Below are 25,592 nucleotides of genomic sequence, written 5' to 3' on the forward strand. Positions count from 1 at the left end.
GTGGATGGCGTTGGATGTGCAATCTCTACCGGATGGAAGACAAGGACTGGGTCGCGAAGTGGGCCCAGGATGCCGAAAGCCTGATCAATCTGATGCCGGCCTATCAGATGAACCCCGACCAGATGGGGCCGGTCGTCCGCAACACGGCTGACGGAAGAAAGCAGCTCGTGCATGCGCGCTGGGGCCTGCCATCGCCGATTTTCGTGCAAAAGAAGGCTGCGGAAGCTCGGGCGGAGAAACTGAGAGCCAAGGGTCAGGCAGTCGAAATGGACGAGCTCATCCGCATGGAACCGGACCGGGGCGTGACCAATGTCCGCAAGCTTAACCTTCCCCACTGGACACGATGGTTTGGCATCGAGCATCGATGCCTGGTCCCGGTCACAAGCTTTGCCGAACCGGATCCGGCAAGCCAGGAAACCGGCGGCAAGGTACCCAATACCTGGTTTGCCCGCGATGAGGCGAAATCGCTGATGTTCTTTGCGGGCATTCATGTGCCGCAGTGGAAAAGCGTGCGGAAGGTCAGGGACGGCCTGACCACTGACGACCTCTATGGGTTTCTCACCACGGATCCCAACGATCTCGTCAAGCCCATCCACGAGAAGGCCATGCCGGTACTGTTGCTGACAAAGGAAGAAACCGACATCTGGATGCGGGCGCCTTGGGACGAGGCAAAGCACCTCGCTCGACCACTACAGAATGATGCGCTCATCATTTCTTCACGCGAACCATACGGATCTACGATCGTGTCGAAATCCGGAGAGCCGGTGGAACAGGGTAGTCTGCTTTGACGCCTGATCTCAGACCACGAATCTGTCGTAAAACGAAAAAGCCTGCAGCGGGAGGAGGTGCGGCAGGCTTTTCGAAAGAATTGAACAACGGCTGGGAGGAGGAGTGCCGCTGTTCCGTCAGACGTCCCTTGGGAGGAGGGGTGGGTCGCCTGAAACACGAAGCCCTGCGGGAGGAGGTGCATTGCTTCGATGCCCTGAGGATACCAGAGGCTTCTTTGATCGCCAGCATTCAGATCGCAATGCAGCCATGCGTATGCTGCATTGCAACATAAATCTTTTGCTTATTTTTCGGCCACTATGATGAAGGCACAGCTTTCTGCGTACTCGGCTCAAAGCCGAGAACGAACTCGATCACCTTGGTGGATGACATTTCGCACGGCTTCAGCAGCGAGCCTGATGCAGCCAATCGATAGAAGTTGAAGCTGATGATATCTGTTCCGCCAAGCTCCTCGCCATAGAGCCAAGTCCGCTTTCCGTCCTCCGACCGCTTGACGGTCACGCCCCATGCTCGACCACCGAAATTCCCGTGAATATAGCCGTCAGATAGTCTGGCAAGCGCGGCTTCAAATGAGGCAGAAACAGCAGACGCTTCTTTGCTGGAGGTCAGGGCGCCAGGCATTCGTCACAAATCCCACAGCCATCGTCATCCATGCTCGATGCCGGGCGCAACTTTCGACAGCAGGGACAGATTGCTGCGTCCGGAGTGCAGGTGTCTTCCCGTTCCGGCGGAAGAATTTCGATGCACACCTTCGACACCATATCGGCCGCGCTTTGATCCATGGCGATGCTCCAATTCAGGCCCATACCAGAGATAGTGAGCATCGACGCCTGCACAAGCCGGCAGGTTGCTGCCAGGAGCGTGCCGATCCCAGCCATATCGTCGAGCGACCTTCTTGACGATCTCCTTGCGACCTTGTTCATTCCTGTCATGTTCAAGCCCGCAAACGCCGTGCAGATCAAAGTTTCCATCGACGAGATCCAGCCGCAAGTCTGGCGTCGGTTAGTCCTGCCCATCGACTGGAATCTTCAGCACCTGCATCTCGGAATTCAGGCTGCCTTCAACTGGTGGAACTATCATCTCTACGAGTTTCGGATTGGTGGTCTACGCTATGGTGATATCGAGGTCCTCACAGAGGACGCGACCGACGACGATCCTCGCGTCTTCGATCAGACAGAGGTTCGCTTGCTGGACTTTGAAGAAGGTTCTGTCTTCAGCTATAACTATGATTTCGGGGATGGCTGGCGGCACACCGTTGCGGTCGAGGAATTCCTGACACTCGCGCCTTCGCCAAAACAGGGAAGCTGCATTGCTGGCGAAAGGGCGCGGCCACCCGAAGATGTTGGCGGCGTTTCCGGCTATGAGCGCTTCCTGGAGATCATCGCCGACAAGGAAGATCCGGAATATACTGAAACTATCCGGTGGTGCGGCGGCTACTTCGATCCGGAATGGCTCGATCTTGCGGTGGTGGACAAGGATCTCCGCAACGCTTTGCGCTCGTCAAACGGCGCCTGTACCAACCAAAACCCAAACCCATGTCCACGAAATGAATTGGATGAGGTTCAAGATAGACGCCTTGAAGGGATATGAACCAACGACCCGCCAGAATTTCGGATGCAAGGCGGTAAATAAATCAGCCAGATCAAGCATCTGGTCTGCTATGGGCTGTCCGGAAGGGGACCGCAACCTGTCAGGCCGTTTGTTGGAGTGCAGCGGGTAAAGCAAACGTTCCGCGTTGAGAGCGGCTCGCTCACGCTCCTCAGGGGCCATTTGCGACAACCCTCGATGCTGCGCTAGAGCTTCGCCGAAGCGACCATTCGCATACTTGCTCGCTTTATGATCTTCAGTCGGGCATCAGGAAATAGAATTCCTAGGTGCAAACGGACAACCGGCGCGATAGGTAATGAAGAACAAGACCGTTTATGAGTTCCTGGCCCCATGTCCGATATTTCCAATCTAATCCTGTCCCTGACACCCGAAGATGGCTCCACCATTGGCAACGGGGCGATGCTTGCGCTGCTGCGCGAGCACATGCCGGACCTTGCCGAAGACGACTACATCGCCGCGCGCGATGCGCTGATCGATGAGGGCGTGCTGGGGAGTGGCCAGGGACGTGGCGGGTCGATCTTCCGTGTCACGGATGAACCGGACGATGATAAAGACGACCTAGACGAGGATGAGAGTGACGAGGACGACCAGTTCGAACTGATCCACACCGAAGAGGCCGCCTCGCGTCAGCGAAGGGCCAAGGCCGGGAAGAAGGTCGCGCGCAGGGCGGACGGGCTCGTGGAGGTGCTGTCCTACCGCCACGGCGAGACGCGGGTGAACAACCCCGAGGTCGGGATGGTCCATGCCGGTACAGATCCAGATGGCGACAAGACGGTCTGGGCCTATGACCCGCATCTCGACCCGGTGCTGAATTTTGACTCTGCGCGCGCGGGAATCGAGAAGCTGATCGACGACGCGCTGGCCAGCGAAGATCCCGAGCGGATGGAGGACGCGCTGCGGGAACTGAAGCGGCTGCAGGCGCCCTATTTGAACTGGACTGGCAAGGCAGAGCGATTGAGCTTCGAGGTCGATACCGTCTCGCTCCATGTCCATGAACGGGTGGACCCGGCGACGATCCTCGCCAATGCGGCGAAGCGGCTGAAGGGCAAGGATGCGCCGACCCAGTGGCGGCAGCCGGACCTGTTCGCCGCACCGTTCGAGAACCTGCCGCTGCGCCAAGCACTGGATTTCTATCACCATGAAAAGGGCTGGTCGAACCGGCTGGTGGCGGGCGACAGCCTTCTGGTCATGAACTCGCTTCTGGCCAAGGAGAGCATGCGCGGCAAGGTGCAGATGATCTACATCGATCCGCCCTATGGCATCAAATACGGATCAAACTTCCAGCCCTTCACGAACAAAAGAAAGCTGTCAGACTCGGATAAAGATGAGGACCTCAACCAAGAACCCGAGATGATCAAGGCCTTTCGGGACACGTGGGAACTCGGCATCCATTCATACCTCACCTATTTGCGTGACCGCTTAATATTGGCAAGAGAGCTGCTGAACGATAGTGGAGCAGTCTTCGTGCAGATATCTGATGAGAATGTACATTTGGTCAGGGGAGTGCTTGACGAAATATTCGGCGTTACAAATTTTGTCTCGCAGATATCATTCTCGAAAACAGGATCTGTGACTGGCAGCCACCTCGGAAAGGTTTGCGACATCCTGTTGTTTTACGCGAAGAACAAAGATCGCCTGAAGTACCGAACTCTCTATGAAAAAAAGCCGGATATGGATGGCGACTATTCTGAAGACCCGCTGAAATCGGATGGCTTCAGAAGTACGACCACCTGCCCATACAATTTCATGGGAAAGAGCTGGCCGTGCGGCGCGAATGAACATTGGAAGGTGCCGATCGAAGGACTTGATCGCGCGGCTAAAGCTGGGCGGATAGTTCCGAAAACTACGTCGCTTCGTTTGAAGAAATTTGCGACTGATTTCGAATACAAGGTGTTTCACTCAGTTTGGCTTGGGTTTGGTGGCGCATCCAACATGCAATACGTCGTCGAAACCAACACCCGCATTGTAGAGCGCTGCATATTGATGACGACAGATCCAGGTGATCTAGTGTTAGATATTACCTGCGGCTCCGGAACTACGGCGTTTACAGCTGAAAAATGGGGGCGCCGCTGGATCACTTGCGATACCTCACGTATTGCCATCACGCTCGCAAAGCAGCGGCTGATGACTGCCAGCTTTGACTACTACATTCTAAAATACCCGCACGAAGGATTGAAGGGCGGATTTGATCATGAAACTGCAAAGCGCATTAGCCTGGGGTCGATTGGCAGCAATACGGATATCGACAAGATATTTGATGAAGACCATCCCAAAATCGCCGCGGCGCTGGCCGATCTGATCAGTGCGCTGGCCGCCACTCCACCAAAGCCACTCAAGCCCAGCCAAGGCGTGCGCAAGGGTGAGCCAGTAGACTTCGCCAAAGGTGACACCCTGCACGAATGGGAAGTGCCGTTAGACTGGCCCGACGCATGGCCCGATACAGCCCGTGCGCCCTTCGAAAGCTTCCACAAAGCCCGGCAGGCGATGCTGCGCCGCATGGACCAGAGCATAAGTGACCACGCCGAGCAGGAAACGCTTTACGACAAGCCGCGCATCGACAAATCCAAATTGCGCATCTGCGGGCCATTCTCAGTCGAGGCGGTGCCGGCGCCTACCGTCCTGTCGCTGGACGACAGCTTGCCCCCACAAGAGGCCGACGAAACCGTCGCCCGCTCCGGCGAGACGTCGCGCCAAGCGCTCTGGCGCGACGAACTGCTGAAGACCGGCGTGCGTGGCAAGGGCGGCGCCATGCTCCGCTTCGCCGAATTCGAGACGCTGCCGGGGCTGAAACACATACACGCCAGCGGATTGCTGGCCGAGACGGGCGAACGCGTCGTCGTCAGCTTCGGCCCCGAGCACGCGGCGCTGGAGCAGCGGCAGGTGGAACTGGCGCTGACCGAAGCCGAGACCCTGCGCCCGTCGCCGAAATTCATCCTATTCTGCGCCTTCACCTTTGACCCTGAGGCTGCGAAAGACATCGCCGAGGTGAACTGGCCGGGCGTAACGCTGCTCAAGGCGCAGATGAACACCGACCTTTTGACCGAAGACTTGAAGAAGGGCCGCAGTTCCAACCAGTCCTTCTGGCTGATGGGCCAGCCCGATGTGGACCTGCGCAAGCGCAAGGACGGGCTGTGGGAGGTTCAGGTCAACGGTTTCGACTATTTCGATCCGCGCAAGGGCGATCTGGTCTCGGGCGGCACCAAGCAGATCGCCATGTGGTCGCTTGACGTGGATTACGACAACCGATCCTTGATGCCGCATCAGGTGTTCTTCCCGATAGCGGATGCGAAGGGCGGCTGGAACCGCCTGCGCAAAACCGTGAGGGCAGAGCTGGACGAAGACCTGCTGGAGCAGTTCCACGGCACCGTCTCGCTGCCCTTCGAAGCGGGCGAGAACCGACGCATCGCGGTCAAGATCGTGGACGACCGCGGGATCGAGTCGCTCAAGATCATGTCGCTGGAGGGATAAGCCCATGTCCCTCATCATCAATTCGCCCTTCGTTTGCCCGGCGCAGCATTGGGTCGAGGCCAAGGGCGGCAAGCTGGAGATCAAGCCCGAGCGGCGGCCGGCAAGCTACGAGGTCTTTGACGCGCGCAACAACACCAAACGCACAGAGGTGCTGGATCTGGTGAACACGATCCGCATCCGCGTGGATCAGTGGCGCGAAGACGGCTGGCCCGGCGTGACCATCGTCACCCGCAAGCTGTTGGAGCACTGGCACGACCACGAAGCGCGACAGCATCCGTTCTATTTCTGCCAGCTTGAGGCCATCGAGACGCTGATCTGGTGGGTCGAGGGTGCGGCAGGCTACAAGCAGGGCATCGCGATCCCCGGCGATGGCGGAGTATGGGAGCGTCTCTGCAACAAGATGGCGACGGGCGCGGGAAAGACCACGGTGATGGCGATGATCATCACCTGGCAGGTGCTGAACGCGCTGACCTATCCGAAGCGGAACAAGGATTTCAGCCGTGCGGTGTTCATCGTGGCGCCCGGCCTAACCGTGAAGGAACGGCTGCAGGTGCTATTGCCCAGCGAGGGCAGCTATTACGACGAGTTCAACCTGTGCCCGTCCGAGGCCCTGCGCCAGAAACTGAACCAGGCGGAGGTGATGATCGAGAACTGGCACACGCTAATGCCGCTGAAGGAAGCGGACCGCTCGGTGGTGAAGAAGGGGCGCGAATCCGACGAAGCCTTCACACGGCGCGTGCTGGGCAAGCTGGCGGCGCACAAGGACATCATCGTCATCAACGACGAGGCACACCACGCCTATCGCAAGCCGCCCGAGGTGAAGATCAGCAAGAAGCATGCCGAGGAGCATGGCATCGACCTCGACGAGGCAACGCGCTGGATCGAGGGGCTCGACCGCATCCACAAGACCCGGCGCATCCAGCGCTGCTTCGACCTGTCGGCAACGCCCTTCGCGCCGACGGGTAAGAAGAGCACCGATACTGCGCTGTTCGACTGGATCATCTCGGATTTCGGCCTAAACGACGCGATCGAGGCCGGGCTGGTGAAGACCCCGCGCGTGGTGGTCAGGGACGATGCGGTTCCGGATGCTAAGACGCTGCGCTCGAAACTCTACCACATTTACCGCGACCCGACCGTTTCCGAAGATCTGAACCGCAAGGCCGAAGCGCATGAAGCGCTGCCGAAGCTGGTCCAGGACGCCTATACGCTGCTCGGCGCCGACTGGCGGGAAACTCGGGCGCAATGGCAGGAGGCCGGGCATCATTCCCCGCCGGTCATGCTGACGGTCTGCAACCGCACCGAAACCGCAGCCCGCATCGAGACCTATTTCAACAAGGGCGATGCGCACTGGCCGGAATTGCACGCACCGACCCGAACGCTCCGGGTCGATTCCAAGGTGCTGGAGAAGGCTGAGATCGGCGAGACCGCGACCTCCGACAAGGATTACGAGGCGCGGCTGAAGGCAATCATCGACGCTGCGACCATCCCCGAGACCCGCCGCCAGCAGTTCCGCGCCCTGAAGAAGGAAGAACTGCTGCGTGAGATCGTGGACAACGTCGGAAAGCGGGATGGGGCCGGACAGGATCTGCAGAACGTCATATCGGTTGCGATGCTGTCGGAGGGATGGGACGCCAAGAACGTCACGCACATCATGGGTCTCCGGGCCTTCACCTCGCAGCTGCTCTGCGAACAGGTCGTCGGGCGCGGATTGCGTCGGGTGTCCTATGACACGGACGAGAATGGCCTGTTCCTGCCCGAATACGTCAACGTTTTCGGTGTGCCGCTTTCCATTTCGGAAACAGGCGAAGGCGGGGAAGCTCCACCGCCTCCGAAACCGACCACTCAGATCGAAGTCCTGCCCGAGCGGGCCCACCTGGAACTTCGCTGGCCGAACGTGCTGCGGGTTGAAACGGTCGTGAGACCACAACTTGCCATGGACTGGGGCAAGGTAACACCGCTCGTGCTCGACCCTGCCAGCACGCCAATCAGCGCGGAATTGGCCCCCGCGCTCGGCGGCGCGACCGACATGGGCAAGGTGACAGCCATCGACCTCGAGAAACTGCCTGACGGCTTTCGTCTGCAACGTCTCGTCTTTCAGGCAGCACGGAAGGCCTTCGCCGAACTCAGCCACGGTTTTTCGGGTAACTACGAGTATCTCGCAGCGCAGCTGGTCAAGATCGTTGAGGCGTTCCTCAACTCCGACCGCCTCGACATCCCGTCGCTGTTCCACTCCGACCCGCTTCGGCGGCGGATTCTGATCGCACTCAACATCGACCTCGTCGTTCAGCATGTGCTGAGCAACGTGACAGAGCAGAACACGGAACGTCTGACGCCGGTGTTCGACGAGGAAAACCCGATCGGCGCCACCGGCCAGATGCGGACCTGGTACACCACCAAGCCGTGCTTTCCGACAACCAAGTCGCATATCAGCCACCTGGTTGGGGATTCATCCTGGGAGGGACATGCAGCGAACATCTTCGAGAAGCGCGACGACGTCATCGCTTATGCCAAGAACGATCATCTCGGCTTCCAGATCTACTACATGTGGGCGGGTTCGCGGCGACGCTATGTTCCGGACTTCCTTGTGCGCCTCACAGGTGGGACGATGCTGGCGCTGGAAGTCAAGGGCACTGACAGCCCTCAGGACAAGGCAAAAAGGCTCGCGCTCGACGAGTGGATCGGGGCAATCAATGCTTCAGGTGGCTTCGGTCGCTGGGATTGGGACGTAGCGTTCGCGCCCCATCAGATTGAGGACATTATCCGTAGGACAGCGGGCCATCGGTTTGCCGCACATTCCCTAGTCAGGCTGCGGCGTGCTTTCACGGCCGCGAGAATCGATATTCCCGCAGGCACAGAAGGAGTCATCGTCGATAGCTATCCGTCGCGAGATGCATACGAGGTTGAGGTTTCGCTTGCCCCGGCTTTGACAGTAACGGTCTTCGGGAGTGATCTGGAGCCGATCGATGCATGACACCCCGCCTTGGCAGCCATTGGGCGAGCAATCGTGGATTGAGAACCCCCAAGACCTTCGCATTGCCGACAATAAGGTCGCTGACTACCTTCTCAACAACAACCATTCAATAGGAGCAGCGAAGGCCAAATTTTTTGAAGGCGTTGGCCACAAACGTGAAGACATTGAGTCATTTAAGGAAACGATGCGAGAGCACGCTGCTTGCAATCCTGTCGCTTCAGTAGAGAAACATGCCTTCGGAATGAAGCTAGTCGTTGACTGCTTTGTCGGGATGCCGAATGGCCGCAGTTATTGCATTAGGACGGTTTGGAATGATCACGGAGACGGCCTACCACCTATTTTGATTACCGCGCATCCAATCGATTTAGCCTAAGCAGGCGCTATTTCGGGACGAGGAATCAAACCAACATCCACGCTGGGTGACTCGAATGAGTGCGCAATGGAGACCAATGACTAGGCGGGACCTCAAGGGTTCCATCTGGCTGAACAAACTGCCATTCACTGACGGAAGCATACGGGCGTAATGAACCTATAGAAACAGACAGAGATTACTGAAACGAACGGCTGATCTTGGAATTGGAGACCAGGCACCCTTTGGGCCCGGAGACGGACCAACCGGTCTTGGCGTGACGGTCGAGATCTGCAGATCTCGATAGAGATGCGGCCTGTAATCAAGCAGCCCTAACGATTTCCATACAGAGTCCCACGGAGCGATATTCAACCCGGACGTTTTTGACGGGCCGGCCCGCACTGCAGGTGGGGCTCGAAGCGCTTTATCGCATGTGGTTACCTGCGCTGGCTCAGCACCTTAGTCGTGTCAGGTAGTCCGCGCATAACCCTTCGTGCAGCCGCTGGTACTCCTTGTCAGTTGCTTGATGCTGAAGGCATTGGGATATCCCAGACGACCTCCGCCAGTTTACTCAGAAACTCCTGACGCTCTGTGACAGCTACCGCATTCCAAGTTTGCCAGCTTTCAAGCTTGCGCACGGTTGCCGTAATCCTGTCGTCCTTGCCCACCTCGTGCGCTGCAGCATCCGCCTGACACTTCGTTAGCAGAAATTTCGACTGCTCATACGCTACGATTTTTCCGGAATACCGGCCGTTCTGAAGCGCCCTGTTGATCGCTTTCTCGATGAGTAACAGGTTGCCGAGACACTGGCGAATATGAATATCGGCGGCACCCTCGCCAAACTCTTCCATAGCCTCGAAAGAAGCATTCGATGCCAAGATGTGCTCAATGTCGTTGCCGCCGGCCGTGTAGTCGGACAGGCGGTCGCGCGATGCACTCGAGCCGTATGCCTGCAGGTCGATATACTGCGTGAGCTTTGCCAGTAGATAGCGGAGACGGAAGCCGCGGAGCTGCCAGGTCTTCAAACCAAGCAACGTCCTCCGGAATTCAAGGGCCAGCGTTTGACGCTCGGCACGCAAGGTTTTCTCCAAAAACAGTTCAAGCTGCGCATCAGAGATTTTGTTGAGCTGATGCGCAGCTTCGATAATACGTCTCTCATACTCTTTACCTGACGTGCCGGTCAGTAGCCAAACGAACATGGTTTTCTCCAGATCGTCGGCAAGTTTGCTGAAATTCGCAGGGGACAGGGAGCGACCAGCAAGCAGGAGAATAAAGTGCTGCTTTATGGACTTTCCTCCGAGCAGACGGGTGTTGATGATTCCTGCCTCTTCTTCGCCAGCGACGTTCTGTCCCTTCGCGAAGTGAGCATACGCCTTGGCAGCGTCAAGCAGCTTTCCGGCAAAAGCGAGCGGTTTTTTTTCGTGATTGGTTTGCTCCGCGTTCTTCCGAAACCAATCGTAGATCGCGTCTTCACGAAGCCTTCCGTCTACGTCATGCGCCGCAAGCAGATAGTACCTCAAGAACCGTAGCGGCTTTTCGTTCGCCTGATAGATAGCATCGGTGAGCTGTTTCCACACAGCTTTCAGCTTGCTAAACTCCTCACCTTTTGCGTTCATGAAAAGGAGGTTCTTGAGCAAGTCCATGGCGTCGAGGCCGACGCCACGATCATTGATCGTCTCAAATATTTTCAACGCCACGGCTACGGTCGGAGTTTCGATCCGGATGATCTTCACCTTGTTGGTGAAGTAGCCGTAGAAACGGCGTACTTCGGCTGGATCGTTTTTAAGCGTGGTCTCAATAAATTCCTTGATTGTCAGATATGCATTGTAGAGATTTCGGATTGACCTCGTTCCATCGCTGGGGGCGTCGGTGCCTGCACCTTCCGCATACCTTCTTAGGACGTCGCCCGCATCTTCGTATTGAAGGTCGAGCCTTAGACTTTGCGTTGTCTCGCCCTGCCAGTTGGTGGAGCTGTAAATTATCTGTCCGGGAAGTTCCTCTGGAACATCTGCCTTTAAAGCGACCAGCTTATCGCGGAGCGCGCATAATGTGAGATAGGCGGTTGTAGTTCGCTGCTGACCGTCGATGAGGTCGAAAACATCGCCGGCCTCGCGACAAACAACAACGGTCCCGATGAAATACTCAGGCGCGTCGTTCTTACTGGCATTCTGGTACTCGCTGTAGATGTCGCTCAGAAATTGTTCGACCTCTTCGCCACCCTCACCGCGAGGGTCCGTCTCACCCCAAACGTACTCCCGCTGATAATCGGGAACGCGGTAAAAGTCTTGGAAAAGAGATTTAATGTTTCGGTCTTGCGGATCGATCTGTTTGTTCATGCATAAAGCCCCGTGTGATAATCTGCTTGTTCCCTTTCAGGACAAGATTAGTCAACTCCCCTACGCGTTAGCGCGCCCAGGCATTTCAAAAGCCCTTGGACGCAGAGTCACCGTGAATCAATGTGCCGACTAGCTCGGCCGGTGTTCCGGGTTGAGGGTGGAACCACAACTCTATGGGAGTGATCGGCCCGTTGACTTTTGTGACAATCTCGATCGCTTGGGTGATCAGACGTTCTGGAAGTTCGCCATAGAACAGGTAAATAGCGCGATGGTAGCCTACGAGGCGACAGTATTCAGATAGCGTTAGAATATCCTTACATATGCCGCCAAGCCGCGCAGAACCAGGTTTCACCTCAATGATGGCATGATTGTTGTCCATCGATCCGGGGATGTGAACAAGCAGATCCGGCGACGCGAGACGGGCGCCGGTTGCCTTGATCAGAGCGTGTCCTTGTTTGTCTACTTCACCGTTCAACACGAACGCAGTGTCCGACGGCCAGATCTGCCGAAGTTGGTGATATAATTCATAGCAATATACGCGTTCGCGAAATTTGGGATCGCTTCCATGGACTGGTAGATGAAAGTAGAGGCCTCCGATGGAAGCCGTAGCCTGACAAAAAACGTCGTTAAGTTGCTGCACCTTAACCTCAACACTTTCGAGGAGATTGGCCGGCGTTGCGCCGGCGGCCATGGCTTATGTTTCAGGGATCGCGCGTCACTGGAGCCAATCGGAACATTGTGCCAACTACGGGCATATGGATCCAGAGTTCAGAGCAACGCCGTCCGGTGATTGATTCCACCGCACCTGCATAGGCAGCAAGTTGCGGCGCGTGGCCAACGGCTCGTTCTTCCCAAAGCTCGAAACGGCCGGGAAAGCTCTTGTGGTCGATAATAGCGAAATCAATCCCGGTTTCGACCAGCATATCAATACGGCCCTTGAGAAGCTGATCGGCTGCGGGTGACGTGACGGGCACTTCAGCAATGCACCTGGTCACCGGCCATCGGCCGCGGCGCCAGGTTGCTAGTCGGTCACTGGCGATAAGCGCATCATCTGCTTTGAAGCCAATCACGTTCCAACGCGTCAGGATAGACGACGCGTCGGCAAGGCGCTGACTTCGGTCGCGGTCTGGATCATCATAGCCGATGATGGAATGGAGCGCTTCGCCTAGCGCTGCAATGTCGGCGATCCCGTGTATCGGGAGCCTTCCGCCAAGGTCAACCCTTTCGACGACCTTCCAGCTTCCACCTACCGCCTCGCTTGGTTTCAGAAACAAGGGCGGACGGACCTGCGGCTCGGTCGTTCGCGCTCGCACGTAGGTGGGCAGCCTGCCACGCTCCGTCAATTCGCCACTCGTCGCAAGCGCCTTCACATTGACTGTGAAATTCTGGTTCCCAACCCCAAGCTGGTTATCGTCGTTCTGGGGAGGAACGACATGCGCTGCGGCCTCCGGCGCATTGAGCAGGCTCAGCCAATTGAGCGGGCCTTTCGCCGGCGGAGCAAAGATCAGATAGTCGCGGGCTCGCGTGGCGCCAACATAGAGAAGCCTGGTGTCTTCCTCGACAGCGCGTTGCAAAGCACGCCGCCCCGTCTCTGAGTTCGCTACCTCAACATCGATCGTGCCGCCTTTTCCACTCTGACCATACGGCCACGGCCAGAAGCGAATCCACCGCTCCGCCAGAGGGTTGCGCCAATCAAGCTCGCCGGTCGTCTCGGCGACCGGCTCGAACAGCCGCGCCTTCGATTCCCAGGCAAGTCCGGTCAAGATCGTCATTGGCCATTCAAGGCCTTTCGATCCGTGATAGGTCATGACCTGGATCGCATCACTGGCAAGGCTTGGGGGGCGCTTCGGCTCCGCTCCGTCGAGCGCAAGCAGCAGCCCCTGCAGGGTCGCAGGCGAGCCGGATGCAGCGCACTCTTCCTCATAGGCGCGTGAGAAACCGCGCAACGCCTCGAGGTCGTCGAAGCGCATCGCGGTATCGCCCCAGCTCTCGATATGGCTCAACAGTGCTGGCAACGCGAGTACGGCGTCGACCAGTTCGGCCGGCGTGAAATTGAGCAATTGACCTGCGAGCCTATCAAGCGCATCCGATATCGGCACGGCTGCCCGGAGCGCTGCGTCGGCATCATCAGAGGTAGCAGCCTGCAGCCATGCATTGGAACCGGCATCATCAGCGAAGAAGCGGGCGAGCTCCGCGAGGGCAAGGCGATCCGTCGCGTCAGCCACGCGCCGACAAGCGGCGAGCACGAATTCCACATGGGGTGTACGCGCAAGTCCCGATCGTTCAACTGCCACCGGAAGTCCAGCACGGCTAAGGGCGAGGGCAAAACGTCCGACATCGGTATTGGAACGGCAGAGAATGGCGATGTCACCTGGCGTGATTGGCCTGTGATCGTGCTTGTCGTCTTCGACAAGCCAGTTGTCGGCTTCGGCCAGACATTGCCGGATTCCCTCCGCGAGGGCTTGTGCCTGCTCGTCGACTTTGCCCATCAGCCACCACCATCCTGCTGAAGGCTTGTCAAAGCCAGCGTCGGATCGCGCCGCATCCGAAAACGCGTGCTTCGCCGCCGGCAGTCCCATCCGTTCGAAGACCGGCGTAAACATGGCATTGAAGAGATCGACCAGGCTTTTGCGGCTTCGCCATGATTTGGACAGGACCGGATTGTCCTCGGGCTTCCCCCCAGCGCCGAGAAACGCAGCCTGGGTCAGCTCGGTGTCGGCGCCGCGAAAGCCGTAGATGGCCTGCTTCGGATCACCAACCCAGGTGCTCTCGTCGACCAGCTCCCCAAGAAGTGTGAACACGGCAAGCTGCAAGGGACTCGAATCCTGGAACTCATCGACGAAGACACGGCTGACACGTTCCTTGAGCCTTGCGGCCAGGTGAGGTGTTTTGAGGATCTCTAGCGCGAGAGCTTCCTGATCCGTAAAATCCAATAGCCCACGCTCGGCCTTCCAATCCTGGTAAGCGGTCAACGCCTCGGCGGCGCAATGAAACGTCTCCGTGATGAACTGCTCGCATTCGAACCGGAGCCGCGGATGCTCGCTGTGCCGCCCCGCCGCGGCGATAAGATGGATCAACGCCTGATTATAAGGCTGTCCGTCCTTGGTGGGCGCGCATTTCACCTTGGTCAAACGCGCCCAAGTCGACCAACTGAGCGTTTCGCCGCGTAAAATGCGTTCATGCGCCGCCCTGATCGTCTCGACCGAATCCGCTCCCGTGCTGCTCACGATGGCCGGGCGCATTTCGAAGGCATCCTTCAACGCGTTGGCCAGTGCTGCGTCGAGGTCCGCGGCGTCTGCCGCGGGAGGTGGAAAGCATGCCAGAAAGGCCTCAATTGATCGCTGCGCCGACGAGGCTAACTGGTCAGCCTCAATTCCATTTGCCCGCGCGAGGGTCGCGATACTGCGCACAGTCCGGCGCCAGTCAGGCGGTTCTCCCGTCCCCGGCGCACGAGGATCATTGTAGCCGAAGTGGTCCGCGAGTTCGTTCAGGACCTCGGCACGTGCGGCGATTGCACCGTCCGCGGCCACGCTGAACACCAGCGACATGTTGGATTCACCGATGACAGCGGTCGACGGCGAGCGCCCCAGGTCGATGACAAATTCGCTGACGATTTGGCTGCAAACGGCGTTGACAGTGCCGAAGCGCGCACCGAGCAACTGGGCAGCTGCGTCCGCCTTGCCTTGCTCAAATAGTTTGGCACGGGCGCGTTCGACAAGTTCATCCGCCGCCTTGATGGTGAACGTCGTCGCAAGGATCTGTTCGGGCGTACGCACCAGAACCTCGTCGGCGATGTCATTGACGATCCTCGTCGTCTTTCCGGCGCCAGCGGCGGCGGTAATGGTCGTCAGTCGCGACATCAAACAAGCTCCTCGTAGACGCGACAGAGGCCGCGCAAATTGCAGAAGCGGCAGGGTTCTTTCGCTGCATCAATCGCAAGCCCAGCAGGTCGCAGATCACCTGTATCGGGGAAGCCGGCCGCAATCAGAGTCCCCTTCGTGGTGAGATCGTGCCAGAGACGCCAATCGTTTTTCACATGGCCAAGCGTAGCGAGGTCATCTATATCCGCTTCAATAGGATTGCCGGTCAGAATGGAGCCCGGACCCGCTACTATGCGTCGCTGGCGCAGCAGAAAATAGCCTCCCGGAGCACCCGTCCCGTCGCTGGCCGAAAGCCCGCGATAGATGGCTAGCTGGATGGCACGCCCGGACGCGACTTCCTCCCTATATCGCCGTTCGGAGCGGGTCCATTTGAGGTCCAGAACTGCGATCCGGTCGCCGCGACGAACCAGGAGGTCGAGTCTGCCCTGAAGCAGGAGCTGCCCCTGGATACCTTCCCGATCGAGCTCCGACCCGACGATCTCCAGACCTTGAGCATGGAGCAGGCGAACAAGCGCCTCCAAGGCACGTGGCACCATTTCGCGAGCGGCCGCGAGTTCTCCGGCATGTTCGGGCTGGAGGAGCGGAGCTGCGATCTCGGGAAGCAGGCTTTCGAAATGCCTGATTGCTTCCGTCCTGATACCGGCTTCGGCCGGTGGTGCGCCCGGAAGGAGCAGCCGGCGGGCGATCTCGTGGGCGAGATTTCCGAAGAGCTGGTCGGTGCCTGGGATTTCTGCAAAACGACCCGGCCGAAGATTGAGAATATCCTGGGCGAACCAGCTCAATTGACAGTTCAACATCCGTGTCAGCGAAGTCGCGCTCTCACGACGGGTGTCGGTAAGGCGTGTCGTTCCCGGCGGTATTGTCCAGACTGGAACCCCTGCTGGCGGCTGCACTTGCCGTCCAACAAGCTGGCGAGGAAGTATCCTGCCGGCGAGCATGGCATCGGGTTCACGCAGCAGCCGTTCCGCCTTGAAGGTGATCGCCGCCCCGCTTTCTTTCAGCAGAGGCCGCAAACGATGCGCCATTGGATGAAGGGTCGTCTGCGCGTCGCGCGCAAGCGCTGGGCGCACGAGAATGAGGTTTCCGTGGCAACGCCGGATGACACTGCTATGGGCGGCCTCGATCCGACGCGCAATCGCTGGTGAAGCATCGATCTCCACTCCATTGGCAATGAGCGCTTCACGCTCGGCATTGTCCCATGGTGTGATGGCAATCTTTTCGCCAGGACCGACAAAGTTCCACCAGATGACACGCAGGGCCGAGGACCACAATGCTCCTGGCGCCTTGATGGCACGAACAGCACCAGCTTCCGCAAAATGGTCCGGATTGGGAACGCCCTCCGACAGGACTTGCAAGACAACCCGCTCGAGAAGGAGGGCGGGAATGACCGAAAGCTCCAGGCGGCTCAGGGCGTCAGACACAGCAGCCGCAGCATTCGAAACTGCCATCAGCAAGCGGTCGCCATCGCCACCGTCCGAACGCATCGCCCAAGCGGCCACTCTCCCGCAGATCGCCAACGCCTCCGACAGTGGCATCCCCTCGCCTCTCGCAAAGCGCCCGACCTCCGTCCATGCGCGCCATTCCGCAAGCGTCGTGTCGGTTTTACGGCGCGCTGTATCCGCGTCGGATCGCGTATTGATTTCGAGCAGGCGATCCTCGATTTGGACCCATGCTTCGCGCCAGACGCGGCCACCGACCCCCGGCTCTTCGCTGAGCGCGCGTGCGAGCCGACGCGCGGCCCAGGCCGCAACAGGTGGCCTGGGAAGGAGAAAGAGGTTTAATAGCGCGCGGGGATCGAACGGCTGCCACGCGGCGGCGAAAGCCAGAGGAAGAACCTGCAGTGCTCCACGCCAGGGTGATGAGGCGGAGAGCCCGAGGGCTGGAATGCCCCTCGCCCGCAAAGCATGGTCCAGGAGCGCCGTATCGCCGTCGGAAGCGAGAATGACGCTTCCGCGCAGGTCCTCCGACGGCAAGGCTGCTAACCAGTCGGCGATCGTTTCAGCAGCCATGAGCTCCGTATCGGCTTCCACCATTGTAAGAGTGCCGTCGCCTGCCAGTGGCTGGACGGGCTCCCCTGATAGAACCCTCTGCACTATGCGCAGGTCAGAGCCCTCTGCCGCCAGGTCGGGCTGCTCGTGTTGGAAGATCGTGACCCCGACGGATTCGAGAGCCTTAACAATGCGTGCCCACAGTGGCGGCAAAAGATCCCGCCGGTCTGCCAAACCGAGTTGGTGAATTCTTAGGCCAGGCCTTGTCTTAAGGACGTCGAGCAAAGCTATGGCGCGATCTTCCAAGCCCGCCGGCAATGTTGGCTCGACTGCCTCTGCGGCAGCGAGATCGTCTAGGCGATTGCTACCGGTCGCGGTACCGTGCCAGCCACCGCCCACCAGCGTATCGCGCCACTCAAGGAGGGTGGCGGCCGTAGACCAGGGATCCCTCGAAAATGACGAGGCCCAGAAACGATCGCCACCGCAAGCACGGAGCTTTGCGAGATAAGTCGAAATGCGCACCGCCTTCGAAACGCTCGGTGCAAGCATTCCTAGCTGGGTTTCAAGCGTCTGAACCAGACCCAAGGGTCCAACGACATCCTCATCCAAACTTCCGGATGCGTCGTGCGCGTCGGGATAAACTCGACCATCTGCTGCCAAGCCGAAGATGAGATGCATGTCCTACCCCTGATTCCCCCTACCCCAGATTGCACTATGCCGGCTCTCGACGCGAGTCATTATCACTGGAGCCCGACGGTGGACCGATTGGGTAGCCCGAGCGAGAACTTTCCGCCTTCCCGTCACCGCAAGCCACTAAATGTCAGAAGGACGCAGGTCTTTGTTCGCCTGCGTCCGCCGCCTGTCAGTTGAAGAACTTTCGGAAGATGGACTTGAACCAGCCAAATAGACCTCCGGCTGTTGGTCCCATCGTTTCTGCAATAGGGGAAGGCGCGGGCGGTCGCTTAAGAAGCCGATCCTTCTCTCGGCCGGCCTCGATTGCAGCCCGTGACATCTTGTTGGCCCAAACTATCATCCCTTGATCGATGACGTAGTGCGAAGCACAGGCAAAGTCGTGATTGCCGATCGATGGCCAGAGCGATGCGTTGTCGCCGTGCATAGTTAACTTGTATTCGGTCGCGACCAGAGGCGTCGATACTTCCTCACCGCACCCGCACGCGCAATTGTGGAGTGCGACGCGACACTCCCGCGAAACATACAAAACCCCGTCGTCGAGAGTTTCAGGTATCTCCGCTGTGAAGACTGTTCTCAGCCTTTTAATCCGCGTCATATCGCAGCCCTGTTCGAGATATTGTTCCCCTCGATCATGTAAACCGAATTCATCTCATTACGCTCATCACGAAAATAGTCCGCCCACCGCTGCCAGCGCATGATGGCCATGATTGCGTTTAGCGAGTTGATGGCCGCGATCTGGATATCCGTTCGGTAGACATCGTCATCTTCTACGTCATCGCCGAAGGGAAGCAGCCTCTCGACCTCGCTCCAGTCGGTGCCTGGGCGGATGAACGTCGCCCTCGCGCATCCGTCCAGCCTGCCATCCTCCAGGCCAACGCCGATCCCGGTGTCGATAAACGGGATCGCCAACCGGACCAGTCCCTCAGCGATTTCGCGCCGCGACGAGCCCTTATCGATGCAGACAAAGACGAAGTCGAAGCCCGAGAGCTCGTCAACATTGCCATATGTAACGCGGACCGGGTGGGAAACGATGCCCTTGTGAATACGCGCGTAAACCTGCGTGTAGTAGTTCACCTTGAAAGGGAACTCCTTGAGCAATTCCCTTTCAGGCGAGCCAGGCGACCGGAACAAATTGTGATTAAGAAGCTGATCCCCGTCATACAGGTGGATCTCCGTGACCCATGTCTTGGCAAGAAGGTCGAGCAGGTAGGACCCGGTCCCGCCAAGGCCTATGATGGCGACCCGTCCCATAAGCTTTCGGTTTACCGCGCCTATACGGTATCGGGCCGAGGCAGAGTCAGGAATTGCGAATGGACTGTCGTCATTTGAGATCAACCCGCGGGCATGCGTCCTGGCGTTAGCCGTTCGGTCCAAAGATCTCGCGGCACCGCCGATCAATCCCTCGTAAGCTACTACCTTGTCGTAGATAGTCTCGTAGCGATGAGTGATCTCCGGCTTCGACGACAAATAATAGCTAACATCAATATCAGCGAAGCGCTGCTGAACGGCACCGTTGACGATATTGTTCATCGGCTTTCCATCGCGATGACATGGCATCCCACCTGCGAAATACATGGTGTGATCGCCCTGCGGCGTCGAGGTCAACCCAGAGGACGCTTCAAGCGAAAGGGCACAGGTGAGGACGCCGCGGGCCAAGGAGCCATCGACCGTCACATAAGGAATGCTACGGACAATCAAATGACCGTTGCTCACCTCAAGCTCGAAGCCTTCGTCTTCGAGTTGCTTCAGAAACGGGTCACGACTTATCAGATCGACGGACATTGAACACCATCCCATTCTTGACCATGATAGATTCACCCTCAACGAGATCACCCTCTGCACCACCGACCCCATGAAGGTAGGTCGTGGTGTAGTTGAAGTTTTCGAAGTCGGGATTCGGGTAAGCAATCGCGGCGATTTCGCGATAGCTATGGCGACGCTTCTCAACGGTCCGCGGCCGCCCGTTGACTTTAATTGTCACGGTTTTGGGTTCGCGGCTACGGACGCGCTCGACGCCCTTACCGCTCAAATCGATTTTGCCATCGACCGGGATGATTGTGTCACCATCACTATCGAGGACCAGTTCGCGGTCCTCATCAATGTCCGCGTAACGATAGAGATCGGCGGCAGCGATTGCTCCCTCGCCCCACTCCCAACCGCGTTCGTCAACAGTGAAGTTGTAAACCCGATCGCTTTCGAAAGTCCGGAATACCGCAGTTTCACCCGGGGCGAACTTCACCTCATCCTCAAGGCCAATCGAGCGCCCGGATTTCTCAACGATCTGTATGAGGACAAACTCGCTCGCAGGCACTTTGCCCGCGGTCTCCCGAATCTGACTGCCGTCCATGACTTTATCGCCGATGCTATAAATCGCGCCATCGACAGTGAACTCGAATTTCTTGTTGTCTTTTACCATAACTGCGCTCCGTTCTCCGGCGACTCTTGATCGTGATTCGTCAGTGGACTACACTGCGATTCTAGTCCCGATATGGACTAATCTATATCGGGACTTATTTGAAATACAAGTCCATATTGGGACTTTTCGGGAGATTCATGCGTGGCTAATATCGAACCCGTCGCCGCAGCGGCCGAAGGGCGATCATCGATTCCGGCAGTCATGGAGGCATTTCAAGGACTTGCGGAGTTGTGGGAGCTTTCAACCGAAGACCAACTTCTCCTGCTGGGATCGCCTGGCCGATCGACCTTCTTTAAGTGGAAGAAAGAAGGAGGCTCAATTCCAAGAGACACCGTCGAGCGAGTCTCTCACCTACTCGCGATCCATAAGGCCCTTGAGATTCTACTCCCGGACAGCAGAGCTGCTGACACTTGGATCCGAAGACCTAACCAGTTTTTCCGCGGGCAGAGTGCTCTCGACGTTATGCGCGGCGGCCAAGTGATGGATATATTCCGTGTCAGACAATATGTGGACGCGCAGCGTGGCGGCTAACTCTTTCACTGTGATCGACGTCAAGCAAACGTTCTTTACTCTCATTCCGTCGCGATTTCCGACGATTGATGTTTTTGCGCGGGTAGCGAATGGTCGGAGTAAGGAACTGGCTGAGATTGAGTCCCTAACCAATCCGCGCCTGAAAGACCGAGAGCGCATTCTCCGAGGTGGAGCTACGATTGTTGATGATAACGCCCCACTTCTTCAGAACTGGAATCATGCCCCATTCACATATCACAACCCGGAGGGCTCGCGGTTTTTCGGCCCCGAAAATCCGGTGCTAGAACTATTTAGCGACATTCAGACAGCCCTTTCTGTTTCCATTTGGAAACGAGAGAGGTTCCTGTCTCGCACTAGCGAGGCACCGATTGGACTTGAGATGCGAGAATTGTCGCGCACCGTGAAAGGCCGCTTCGTTGATGGTCGCGATTGGGATCCGGACCTTGATATTGACACGAGATACAAGCGCGGTCGGCATATCATGGATGCCGGTTTCGACGGCCTGCTCTATAGGCCGCCAGAGCGAGGTGCCGGCTTTTGTGTCTGCGTACTTCGGGGTGAGGTCCTAGATCGGGCCGTTCAGGGCAACCACTTCAAGTTCGTCTGGGACGGAAAACTTATCAGTCGGATCTATTCCTTTGGTTCCGGGAAAGAATATGTACCTGACGATCTGCGGGGTAGCGAGAACGTGATAGCGGCTTAAGCTCGATGCCCCAACCAGGTCATCAATTGTGCAGCGCTTGTAGCAATCCTTGTCGTTGCGTTCATAGTGGTCTAGGATAGCCTTGCTTGCTAGCCGATACTATCTATCGCACTTTTCGAAACACTCAATGACGTCTGCCTTTGTTAGACGCACGCTCATCGTCCCTTTGCCTCAGTCGCTTACACTAGCGGCCCACGACCCTGCACGGAATGCCAACAATCGCCCGGTGACCTTAGACCTTAGTGCACTCCCCATGCCCGAAACCTCCCCCTCCCGGTCATCTCCCTGAGGCCAAGCTCCAAAACAATCCGCCGCGCCGCCTGCGGTGTGACGTCGAGCGTCTTCGCAACCATCCCGGCAGAGACCAGCGGTTTTGCCATGACCAGCTCGACCAGTTCTGGCAATTTTGAAGAGGTTCGGCGTCCCTCCAGCTTTCGCTCCATCATTTTTCGCGCCAGCGTCAACCGGTCATGTTCTTTCATGCCAATCTCCGCGGCCGCGATCAGCCCCTGGGCAATCGCGAGCAGTCGAGTCTTCCGATCGCGACTGCGGCGCCGATCGACGGGTATCGTTTTGAGCCCGAGATTGACGGCGGCAAGATGGGCGCCGGTAGTGATGCCGGCCTGGCGCAGGATCGAGGCGGCAAACAGCCGGCCAAGCCAGGGCGCGTGCTGCAGCACCGACAACTCATTCCAGGCATCGAGGGCGACGATCGCCTGCAGCACGGCCGGCAAGTTTTCGGCCTGGCGCAGCGCGCCGCGCCATTCGTCGAGCCGAGCATCTTCGTCCCAGTCGAGATCATAGACGAGAGGGTCTCGCTCGCGGTTATTGGCCGGGGTCCGACCGGGCTTTTTGGCTCGTTCGATTGCGGCGTCCGAGCGCGCGAGCAGCGCATCGATTGCAGCATAGTCGACGCCCGGCAGATCTTTGACGTCATCACCATCATCACCCTCCCCTTCTGGCTCGATCGGGGCCTTGGGCCTGATGACTCCGGCCGTCTCCGCCTCGCCCGCGGCGGCCGACGTGGTTTCCGATGTCTGCCTCAGCGTCCGCAAACCTTCGGCGGATAGCGCCCAGTCAGGCGCCTGGCCGCAAATGCGTCGGCGAGTGCGCAGCACGTCGCGGGCGATGGTCAGTTCGTGAGTGGGGGTGCGGATATCGCGGGTGGCGTCGTGGAGGACGAGGTCTTCGAGATGGACGAGTTCTCCGTCGATCCACAGCGAGGCGCAGGCGTCGGCAAAGTTTTGGCGTTCTAGCCAGCCTGATCCTACCACGGAGCGCTCAATGCGCTCGTCCAGACGCGTCAGAGCGACAACAGCGTCGAAAGCCGGCCGCATTAAGACACTCAGGCTGATTTTCGAGAGATCGTAAGCCATTGAAATTATGGTAAATGATGTCTTAAACGAAAGCTATAAGGTCACTGCGGTTCCCCACATGCTATAAAAGAGCCCGTGGCGGCTCGCCACCGATAAGTACCGCTTATCGGAAGTGATTGCTATAACGCCGCAAATTAGGGTGTCGGTCACCATGGATCGCAGGAAATGCGCGGTTTTCCAGGCTTTTCGGCCGATTTCGTCTGGGATGACCGGACTCCCCGAGACAGAATTCGGCCGCCGCAGTTGCCCCGCATAATCCCGACCCTTCTTCCGGCATAATGTGCCGGCGACCTCCCGAGGGCCCCTGCTCTCGCGGCATCTCCAAAACGGTTGTTTTTCCGGCCTTTCCGCCACAGGAGCCCGCTGGCGCGGGTTTGTCAGTGCGGACGCTCCGTTGCTTATCTCGGGCGGCGATTTGAGTCTGGCGGGCCGCTATTTGATGCCTAAAACACGCTTGCAACTGTTCGATTTCTAACGCATGCCTTATCTGTACAAACTACTTCGAGACAGGGCCGTTACAAGCGCGATGGCAAAGCCACAAACATTTGACAACCAACAATCTCCCAAGCGGCTGATCGGTTATGCCCGGGTGTCGACGGATGAACAGGTCCACGATGCCCAGTTGGACGAGCTGCGTGCAGCCGGCTGCGATCGGATCCATCAGGAGCATGGTTCCGGAGCATCGCGGGCTCGACCGGTGCTGACGCGATTACTCGCTGAACTTAGCGCCGGCGACGTCCTCATTGTCGTGCGCCTCGATCGACTGGCCCGATCCGTCAGTCATCTCTTGTCGGTGATCGAGGACCTCGAGGCCCGCGGCGTGCATTTCCGGTCGATCCGCGATCCAATCGATACGTCGACCCCGCAGGGCATGTTTTCCCTTCAGGTCCTCGGCGCCGTCGCGCAGCTCGAGCGGGCGCTAATCGCTGAGCGTACCAAAGCCGGCATTAAGGCGGCGAAGGCACGCGGCAAGCTTCCTGGAAATCCCGGTCTGCGAGAACGACGGCCGGAGGCGATCAAGGCAATCTCGCAGGCACGGGAGAAGCTCTATCTCGATGAACTCATTGCATCGGCGCAGACGTGGCTGCCGATGGTGCGTCAACTCCGGCCGCAGCACAGTTGGGACAATGTCGTGCGGGTTCTCAATCGCCGTGGCCACGACTGGACCGTCGAACGCCTTCGTCGCGCTGTTCATCGCATGGTACGCGAAAAGCTCGCGGAGAAGGAACTCCTTGCTCGATCCCCTCGCCGGGCTCCCGAAGACTATCTGATGAAGCTGGTGGCGGCAATTGCCATTGCCGATCCCAACCTGTCGCTGCGCGACATTGCCGCGCAACTGGACCAGATGGGAGAACGGCCTGTGCGCAGCGGCAAGAACTGGCAACCGTCCTCGGTGCGGGTCCTGCTGGACGAAGCCCACCGATTTGGCCTCATTCGCCGTTGAGGGCATGGTTCATCCGACGCCCGATGGCAGAGAGTCTTTTCTTGTCGCTATTCGACTGCATAGCCGTCAGGTCCGGCCTTTGGGGATCTGTAGCGCCAGGACCGCTAGTCGCTATCGCTCCGCGGTTTCAGCTCAGCGCCTACATCCTCGCCGCGGAGCCGGCTTCCTCCGCCTGCTCGCCCCCTCCCCCGGAACGTGCTGAAGGCTTCAGCCGCGGTGATTATGATCCGCAGAGGCGCGCGGGCCATGACCCTCGGCGGCGCGGGTAAAAGCAGAGGACAGCCGCTCCCCTCGCTACCAAAAAGCCGTCTCGGCTGCACGACGAATTCGGGCGCGAGCCGGAACTCAGTCAGACAGTATTTGTTTCTTTTACAATCCGTCCGCGTTTCGGCGTTCTTTCAAGGATGCTCGACAATTTGATTGAGCCATTTGTCCGCGCCGCCAGCTATATTTCCTACAAGAATGATTACGGCCGAAGATCTGCAAACATTCGTTTTACGACCAGCAAATTTCGACTGTCCTCGAAGCCTGGGAGGTCTTCGTCCTGAAGCATCCTGCGGAGACCGCCGTTAAGATTACAAAGCAATGTCTCCTTTCAGTCGTGACAAACACCGCGATTGTTCGTTCGAACACGAAGCCGCTCAATCGGCTCCGTGCATCAACTGACCTTACTACACCAGCCGCATAGAAGGGCTGTCGGCCATTCTACCCGGGCAACCATGACCAATGCCCTTAGAACGTCATGTACGATCAAAAATGACCGCCAAGACCCCGCGACCCATGGCGGCGACAGGACGGTACCTATCTCTACACAACCGATCTTGTGAGAGGTGGCGCGAGGAGCGGGTCATGCGCCGTCCATAGTAGCGCCCGAAAATGTCGCTTCTTTTCAGAGTGTTGTAGCTGTGGTCAGCTGACCACCGGAAAAGCAGCTGTTGGCAGTGCGTCCCACCCCAAAAGACTTGCTGGCCCACGACAGCAGAGTCTGGCGAAAAACCTCGATCAGTGGACCCGCTGACCTAGCACTCAATCCTCTCCGGCA

At 58.2% G+C, this 25,592-nt stretch carries 17 protein-coding genes; 8 read left to right on the forward strand and 9 right to left on the reverse strand.

The annotated features are described in order from the left end of the window. Positions 1 to 14 precede the first annotated feature (14 nt). Entirely contained in the window at positions 15 to 788 is a 774-nt protein-coding gene (locus K6M89_RS28260) for an SOS response-associated peptidase family protein (RefSeq protein ID WP_010031308.1), read from the forward strand. A gap of 295 nt (positions 789 to 1,083) precedes the next feature. Here K6M89_RS28260 and K6M89_RS28265 read toward each other — a convergent pair whose 3' ends face one another. Continuing rightward, positions 1,084 to 1,407: a hypothetical protein gene (locus K6M89_RS28265; RefSeq protein ID WP_004680472.1), complete on the reverse strand. Its 324-nt coding sequence runs from the start codon at positions 1,405 to 1,407 to the stop codon at positions 1,084 to 1,086. Between the two features lie 195 nt (positions 1,408 to 1,602). Here K6M89_RS28265 and K6M89_RS28270 point away from each other — a divergent pair, with 195 nt between their 5' ends. The 4 genes from K6M89_RS28270 to K6M89_RS28285 all read left to right on the forward strand — a co-directional run bounded on the left by K6M89_RS28270 (position 1,603) and on the right by K6M89_RS28285 (position 9,206). Next, a complete protein-coding gene (locus tag K6M89_RS28270) occupies positions 1,603 to 2,376 on the forward strand; it encodes a plasmid pRiA4b ORF-3 family protein (RefSeq protein ID WP_244414447.1) in 774 nt (257 codons plus the stop codon). A gap of 348 nt (positions 2,377 to 2,724) precedes the next feature. After that, on the forward strand, positions 2,725 to 5,862 hold the full coding sequence (locus K6M89_RS28275) for a site-specific DNA-methyltransferase (protein WP_004680475.1): 3,138 nt from the start codon (positions 2,725 to 2,727) through the stop codon (positions 5,860 to 5,862). Between the two features lie 4 nt (positions 5,863 to 5,866). Continuing rightward, the gene (locus K6M89_RS28280; protein ID WP_004680476.1) at positions 5,867 to 8,833 is read left to right on the forward strand and encodes a BPTD_3080 family restriction endonuclease; all 2,967 of its coding nucleotides are present in this window, start codon (positions 5,867 to 5,869) and stop codon (positions 8,831 to 8,833) included. Next, the gene (locus tag K6M89_RS28285; protein ID WP_004680477.1) at positions 8,826 to 9,206 is read left to right on the forward strand and encodes a DUF6883 domain-containing protein; all 381 of its coding nucleotides are present in this window, start codon (positions 8,826 to 8,828) and stop codon (positions 9,204 to 9,206) included. The genes K6M89_RS28280 and K6M89_RS28285 overlap by 8 nt, the downstream gene beginning before the upstream one ends. 491 nt (positions 9,207 to 9,697) lie before the next feature. Here K6M89_RS28285 and K6M89_RS28290 read toward each other — a convergent pair whose 3' ends face one another. From K6M89_RS28290 to K6M89_RS28320, 7 genes are all read right to left on the reverse strand, one after another. Further along, a complete protein-coding gene (locus K6M89_RS28290; RefSeq protein ID WP_004680478.1) occupies positions 9,698 to 11,518 on the reverse strand; it encodes a DUF262 domain-containing protein in 1,821 nt (606 codons plus the stop codon). An 85-nt stretch (positions 11,519 to 11,603) separates the two neighbouring features. Next, complete coding sequence (locus K6M89_RS28295) at positions 11,604 to 12,209, reverse strand: hypothetical protein (protein ID WP_004680479.1); 606 nt, start codon at positions 12,207 to 12,209, stop codon at positions 11,604 to 11,606. A gap of 10 nt (positions 12,210 to 12,219) precedes the next feature. Continuing rightward, a complete protein-coding gene (locus K6M89_RS28300) occupies positions 12,220 to 15,378 on the reverse strand; it encodes a UvrD-helicase domain-containing protein (protein WP_004680480.1) in 3,159 nt (1,052 codons plus the stop codon). Further along, positions 15,378 to 18,065, reverse strand: coding sequence for a PD-(D/E)XK nuclease family protein (locus K6M89_RS28305; protein ID WP_004680481.1), 2,688 nt, complete (start codon positions 18,063 to 18,065; stop codon positions 15,378 to 15,380). The genes K6M89_RS28300 and K6M89_RS28305 overlap by 1 nt, the downstream gene beginning before the upstream one ends. Positions 18,066 to 18,249: 184 nt before the next feature. Continuing rightward, the gene (locus K6M89_RS28310) at positions 18,250 to 18,675 is read right to left on the reverse strand and encodes a ubiquitination-like system serine protease family protein (RefSeq protein WP_010034424.1); all 426 of its coding nucleotides are present in this window, start codon (positions 18,673 to 18,675) and stop codon (positions 18,250 to 18,252) included. Continuing rightward, positions 18,672 to 19,862 carry a ThiF family adenylyltransferase gene (locus K6M89_RS28315; protein ID WP_004680483.1) on the reverse strand — a complete coding sequence of 397 codons (1,191 nt, stop codon included), beginning with the start codon at positions 19,860 to 19,862 and terminating at the stop codon, positions 18,672 to 18,674. The genes K6M89_RS28310 and K6M89_RS28315 overlap by 4 nt, the downstream gene beginning before the upstream one ends. Next, complete coding sequence (locus K6M89_RS28320) at positions 19,837 to 20,496, reverse strand: multiubiquitin domain-containing protein (RefSeq protein ID WP_004680484.1); 660 nt, start codon at positions 20,494 to 20,496, stop codon at positions 19,837 to 19,839. Before K6M89_RS28320 ends, K6M89_RS28315 begins: the two co-directional genes overlap by 26 nt. Positions 20,497 to 20,697: 201 nt before the next feature. On the opposite strand from K6M89_RS28320, the gene K6M89_RS28325 reads away from it, so the two are divergent. Together K6M89_RS28325 and K6M89_RS28330 are read left to right on the forward strand one after the other, a co-directional pair. Continuing rightward, positions 20,698 to 21,027 carry an MbcA/ParS/Xre antitoxin family protein gene (locus tag K6M89_RS28325; RefSeq protein WP_010034430.1) on the forward strand — a complete coding sequence of 110 codons (330 nt, stop codon included), beginning with the start codon at positions 20,698 to 20,700 and terminating at the stop codon, positions 21,025 to 21,027. Further along, positions 20,990 to 21,730: an RES family NAD+ phosphorylase gene (locus tag K6M89_RS28330; protein ID WP_237358602.1), complete on the forward strand. Its 741-nt coding sequence runs from the start codon at positions 20,990 to 20,992 to the stop codon at positions 21,728 to 21,730. The genes K6M89_RS28325 and K6M89_RS28330 overlap by 38 nt, the downstream gene beginning before the upstream one ends. Before the next feature lie 239 nt (positions 21,731 to 21,969). On the opposite strand, the gene K6M89_RS28335 is transcribed toward K6M89_RS28330, so the two are convergent. Continuing rightward, positions 21,970 to 23,115 (reverse strand): RHE_PE00001 family protein, encoded by a 1,146-nt coding sequence (locus tag K6M89_RS28335; protein WP_026188831.1) that lies wholly within the window; start codon positions 23,113 to 23,115, stop codon positions 21,970 to 21,972. A 517-nt stretch (positions 23,116 to 23,632) separates the two neighbouring features. On the opposite strand from K6M89_RS28335, the gene K6M89_RS28340 reads away from it, so the two are divergent. Continuing rightward, positions 23,633 to 24,550 carry a recombinase family protein gene (locus K6M89_RS28340; protein ID WP_008534020.1) on the forward strand — a complete coding sequence of 306 codons (918 nt, stop codon included), beginning with the start codon at positions 23,633 to 23,635 and terminating at the stop codon, positions 24,548 to 24,550. The last annotated feature ends 1,042 nt before the right edge of the window (positions 24,551 to 25,592 follow it).

It is taken from the genome of Rhizobium croatiense (assembly GCF_019793465.1).
Lineage (GTDB): Bacteria > Pseudomonadota > Alphaproteobacteria > Rhizobiales > Rhizobiaceae > Rhizobium > Rhizobium croatiense.

Excerpts from the sequence above, each read along its gene's own strand:
- K6M89_RS28310 (WP_010034424.1), bottom strand. The coding sequence starts at position 18,675 with ATGACGCGGATTAAAAGGCTGAGAACAGTCTTCACAGCGGAGATACCT.
- K6M89_RS28260 (WP_010031308.1), top strand. The coding sequence starts at position 15 with ATGTGCAATCTCTACCGGATGGAAGACAAGGACTGGGTCGCGAAGTGG.
- K6M89_RS28300 (WP_004680480.1), bottom strand. The coding sequence starts at position 15,378 with ATGTCGCGACTGACGACCATTACCGCCGCCGCTGGCGCCGGAAAGACG.
- K6M89_RS28320 (WP_004680484.1), bottom strand. The coding sequence starts at position 20,496 with ATGGTAAAAGACAACAAGAAATTCGAGTTCACTGTCGATGGCGCGATT.
- K6M89_RS28275 (WP_004680475.1), top strand. The coding sequence starts at position 2,725 with ATGTCCGATATTTCCAATCTAATCCTGTCCCTGACACCCGAAGATGGC.
- K6M89_RS28265 (WP_004680472.1), bottom strand. The coding sequence starts at position 1,407 with ATGCCTGGCGCCCTGACCTCCAGCAAAGAAGCGTCTGCTGTTTCTGCC.
- K6M89_RS28340 (WP_008534020.1), top strand. The coding sequence starts at position 23,633 with ATGGCAAAGCCACAAACATTTGACAACCAACAATCTCCCAAGCGGCTG.
- K6M89_RS28315 (WP_004680483.1), bottom strand. The coding sequence starts at position 19,862 with ATGTCCGTCGATCTGATAAGTCGTGACCCGTTTCTGAAGCAACTCGAA.
- K6M89_RS28285 (WP_004680477.1), top strand. The coding sequence starts at position 8,826 with ATGCATGACACCCCGCCTTGGCAGCCATTGGGCGAGCAATCGTGGATT.
- K6M89_RS28290 (WP_004680478.1), bottom strand. The coding sequence starts at position 11,518 with ATGAACAAACAGATCGATCCGCAAGACCGAAACATTAAATCTCTTTTC.
- K6M89_RS28325 (WP_010034430.1), top strand. The coding sequence starts at position 20,698 with ATGGAGGCATTTCAAGGACTTGCGGAGTTGTGGGAGCTTTCAACCGAA.
- K6M89_RS28305 (WP_004680481.1), bottom strand. The coding sequence starts at position 18,065 with ATGCATCTCATCTTCGGCTTGGCAGCAGATGGTCGAGTTTATCCCGAC.
- K6M89_RS28295 (WP_004680479.1), bottom strand. The coding sequence starts at position 12,209 with ATGGCCGCCGGCGCAACGCCGGCCAATCTCCTCGAAAGTGTTGAGGTT.
- K6M89_RS28280 (WP_004680476.1), top strand. The coding sequence starts at position 5,867 with ATGTCCCTCATCATCAATTCGCCCTTCGTTTGCCCGGCGCAGCATTGG.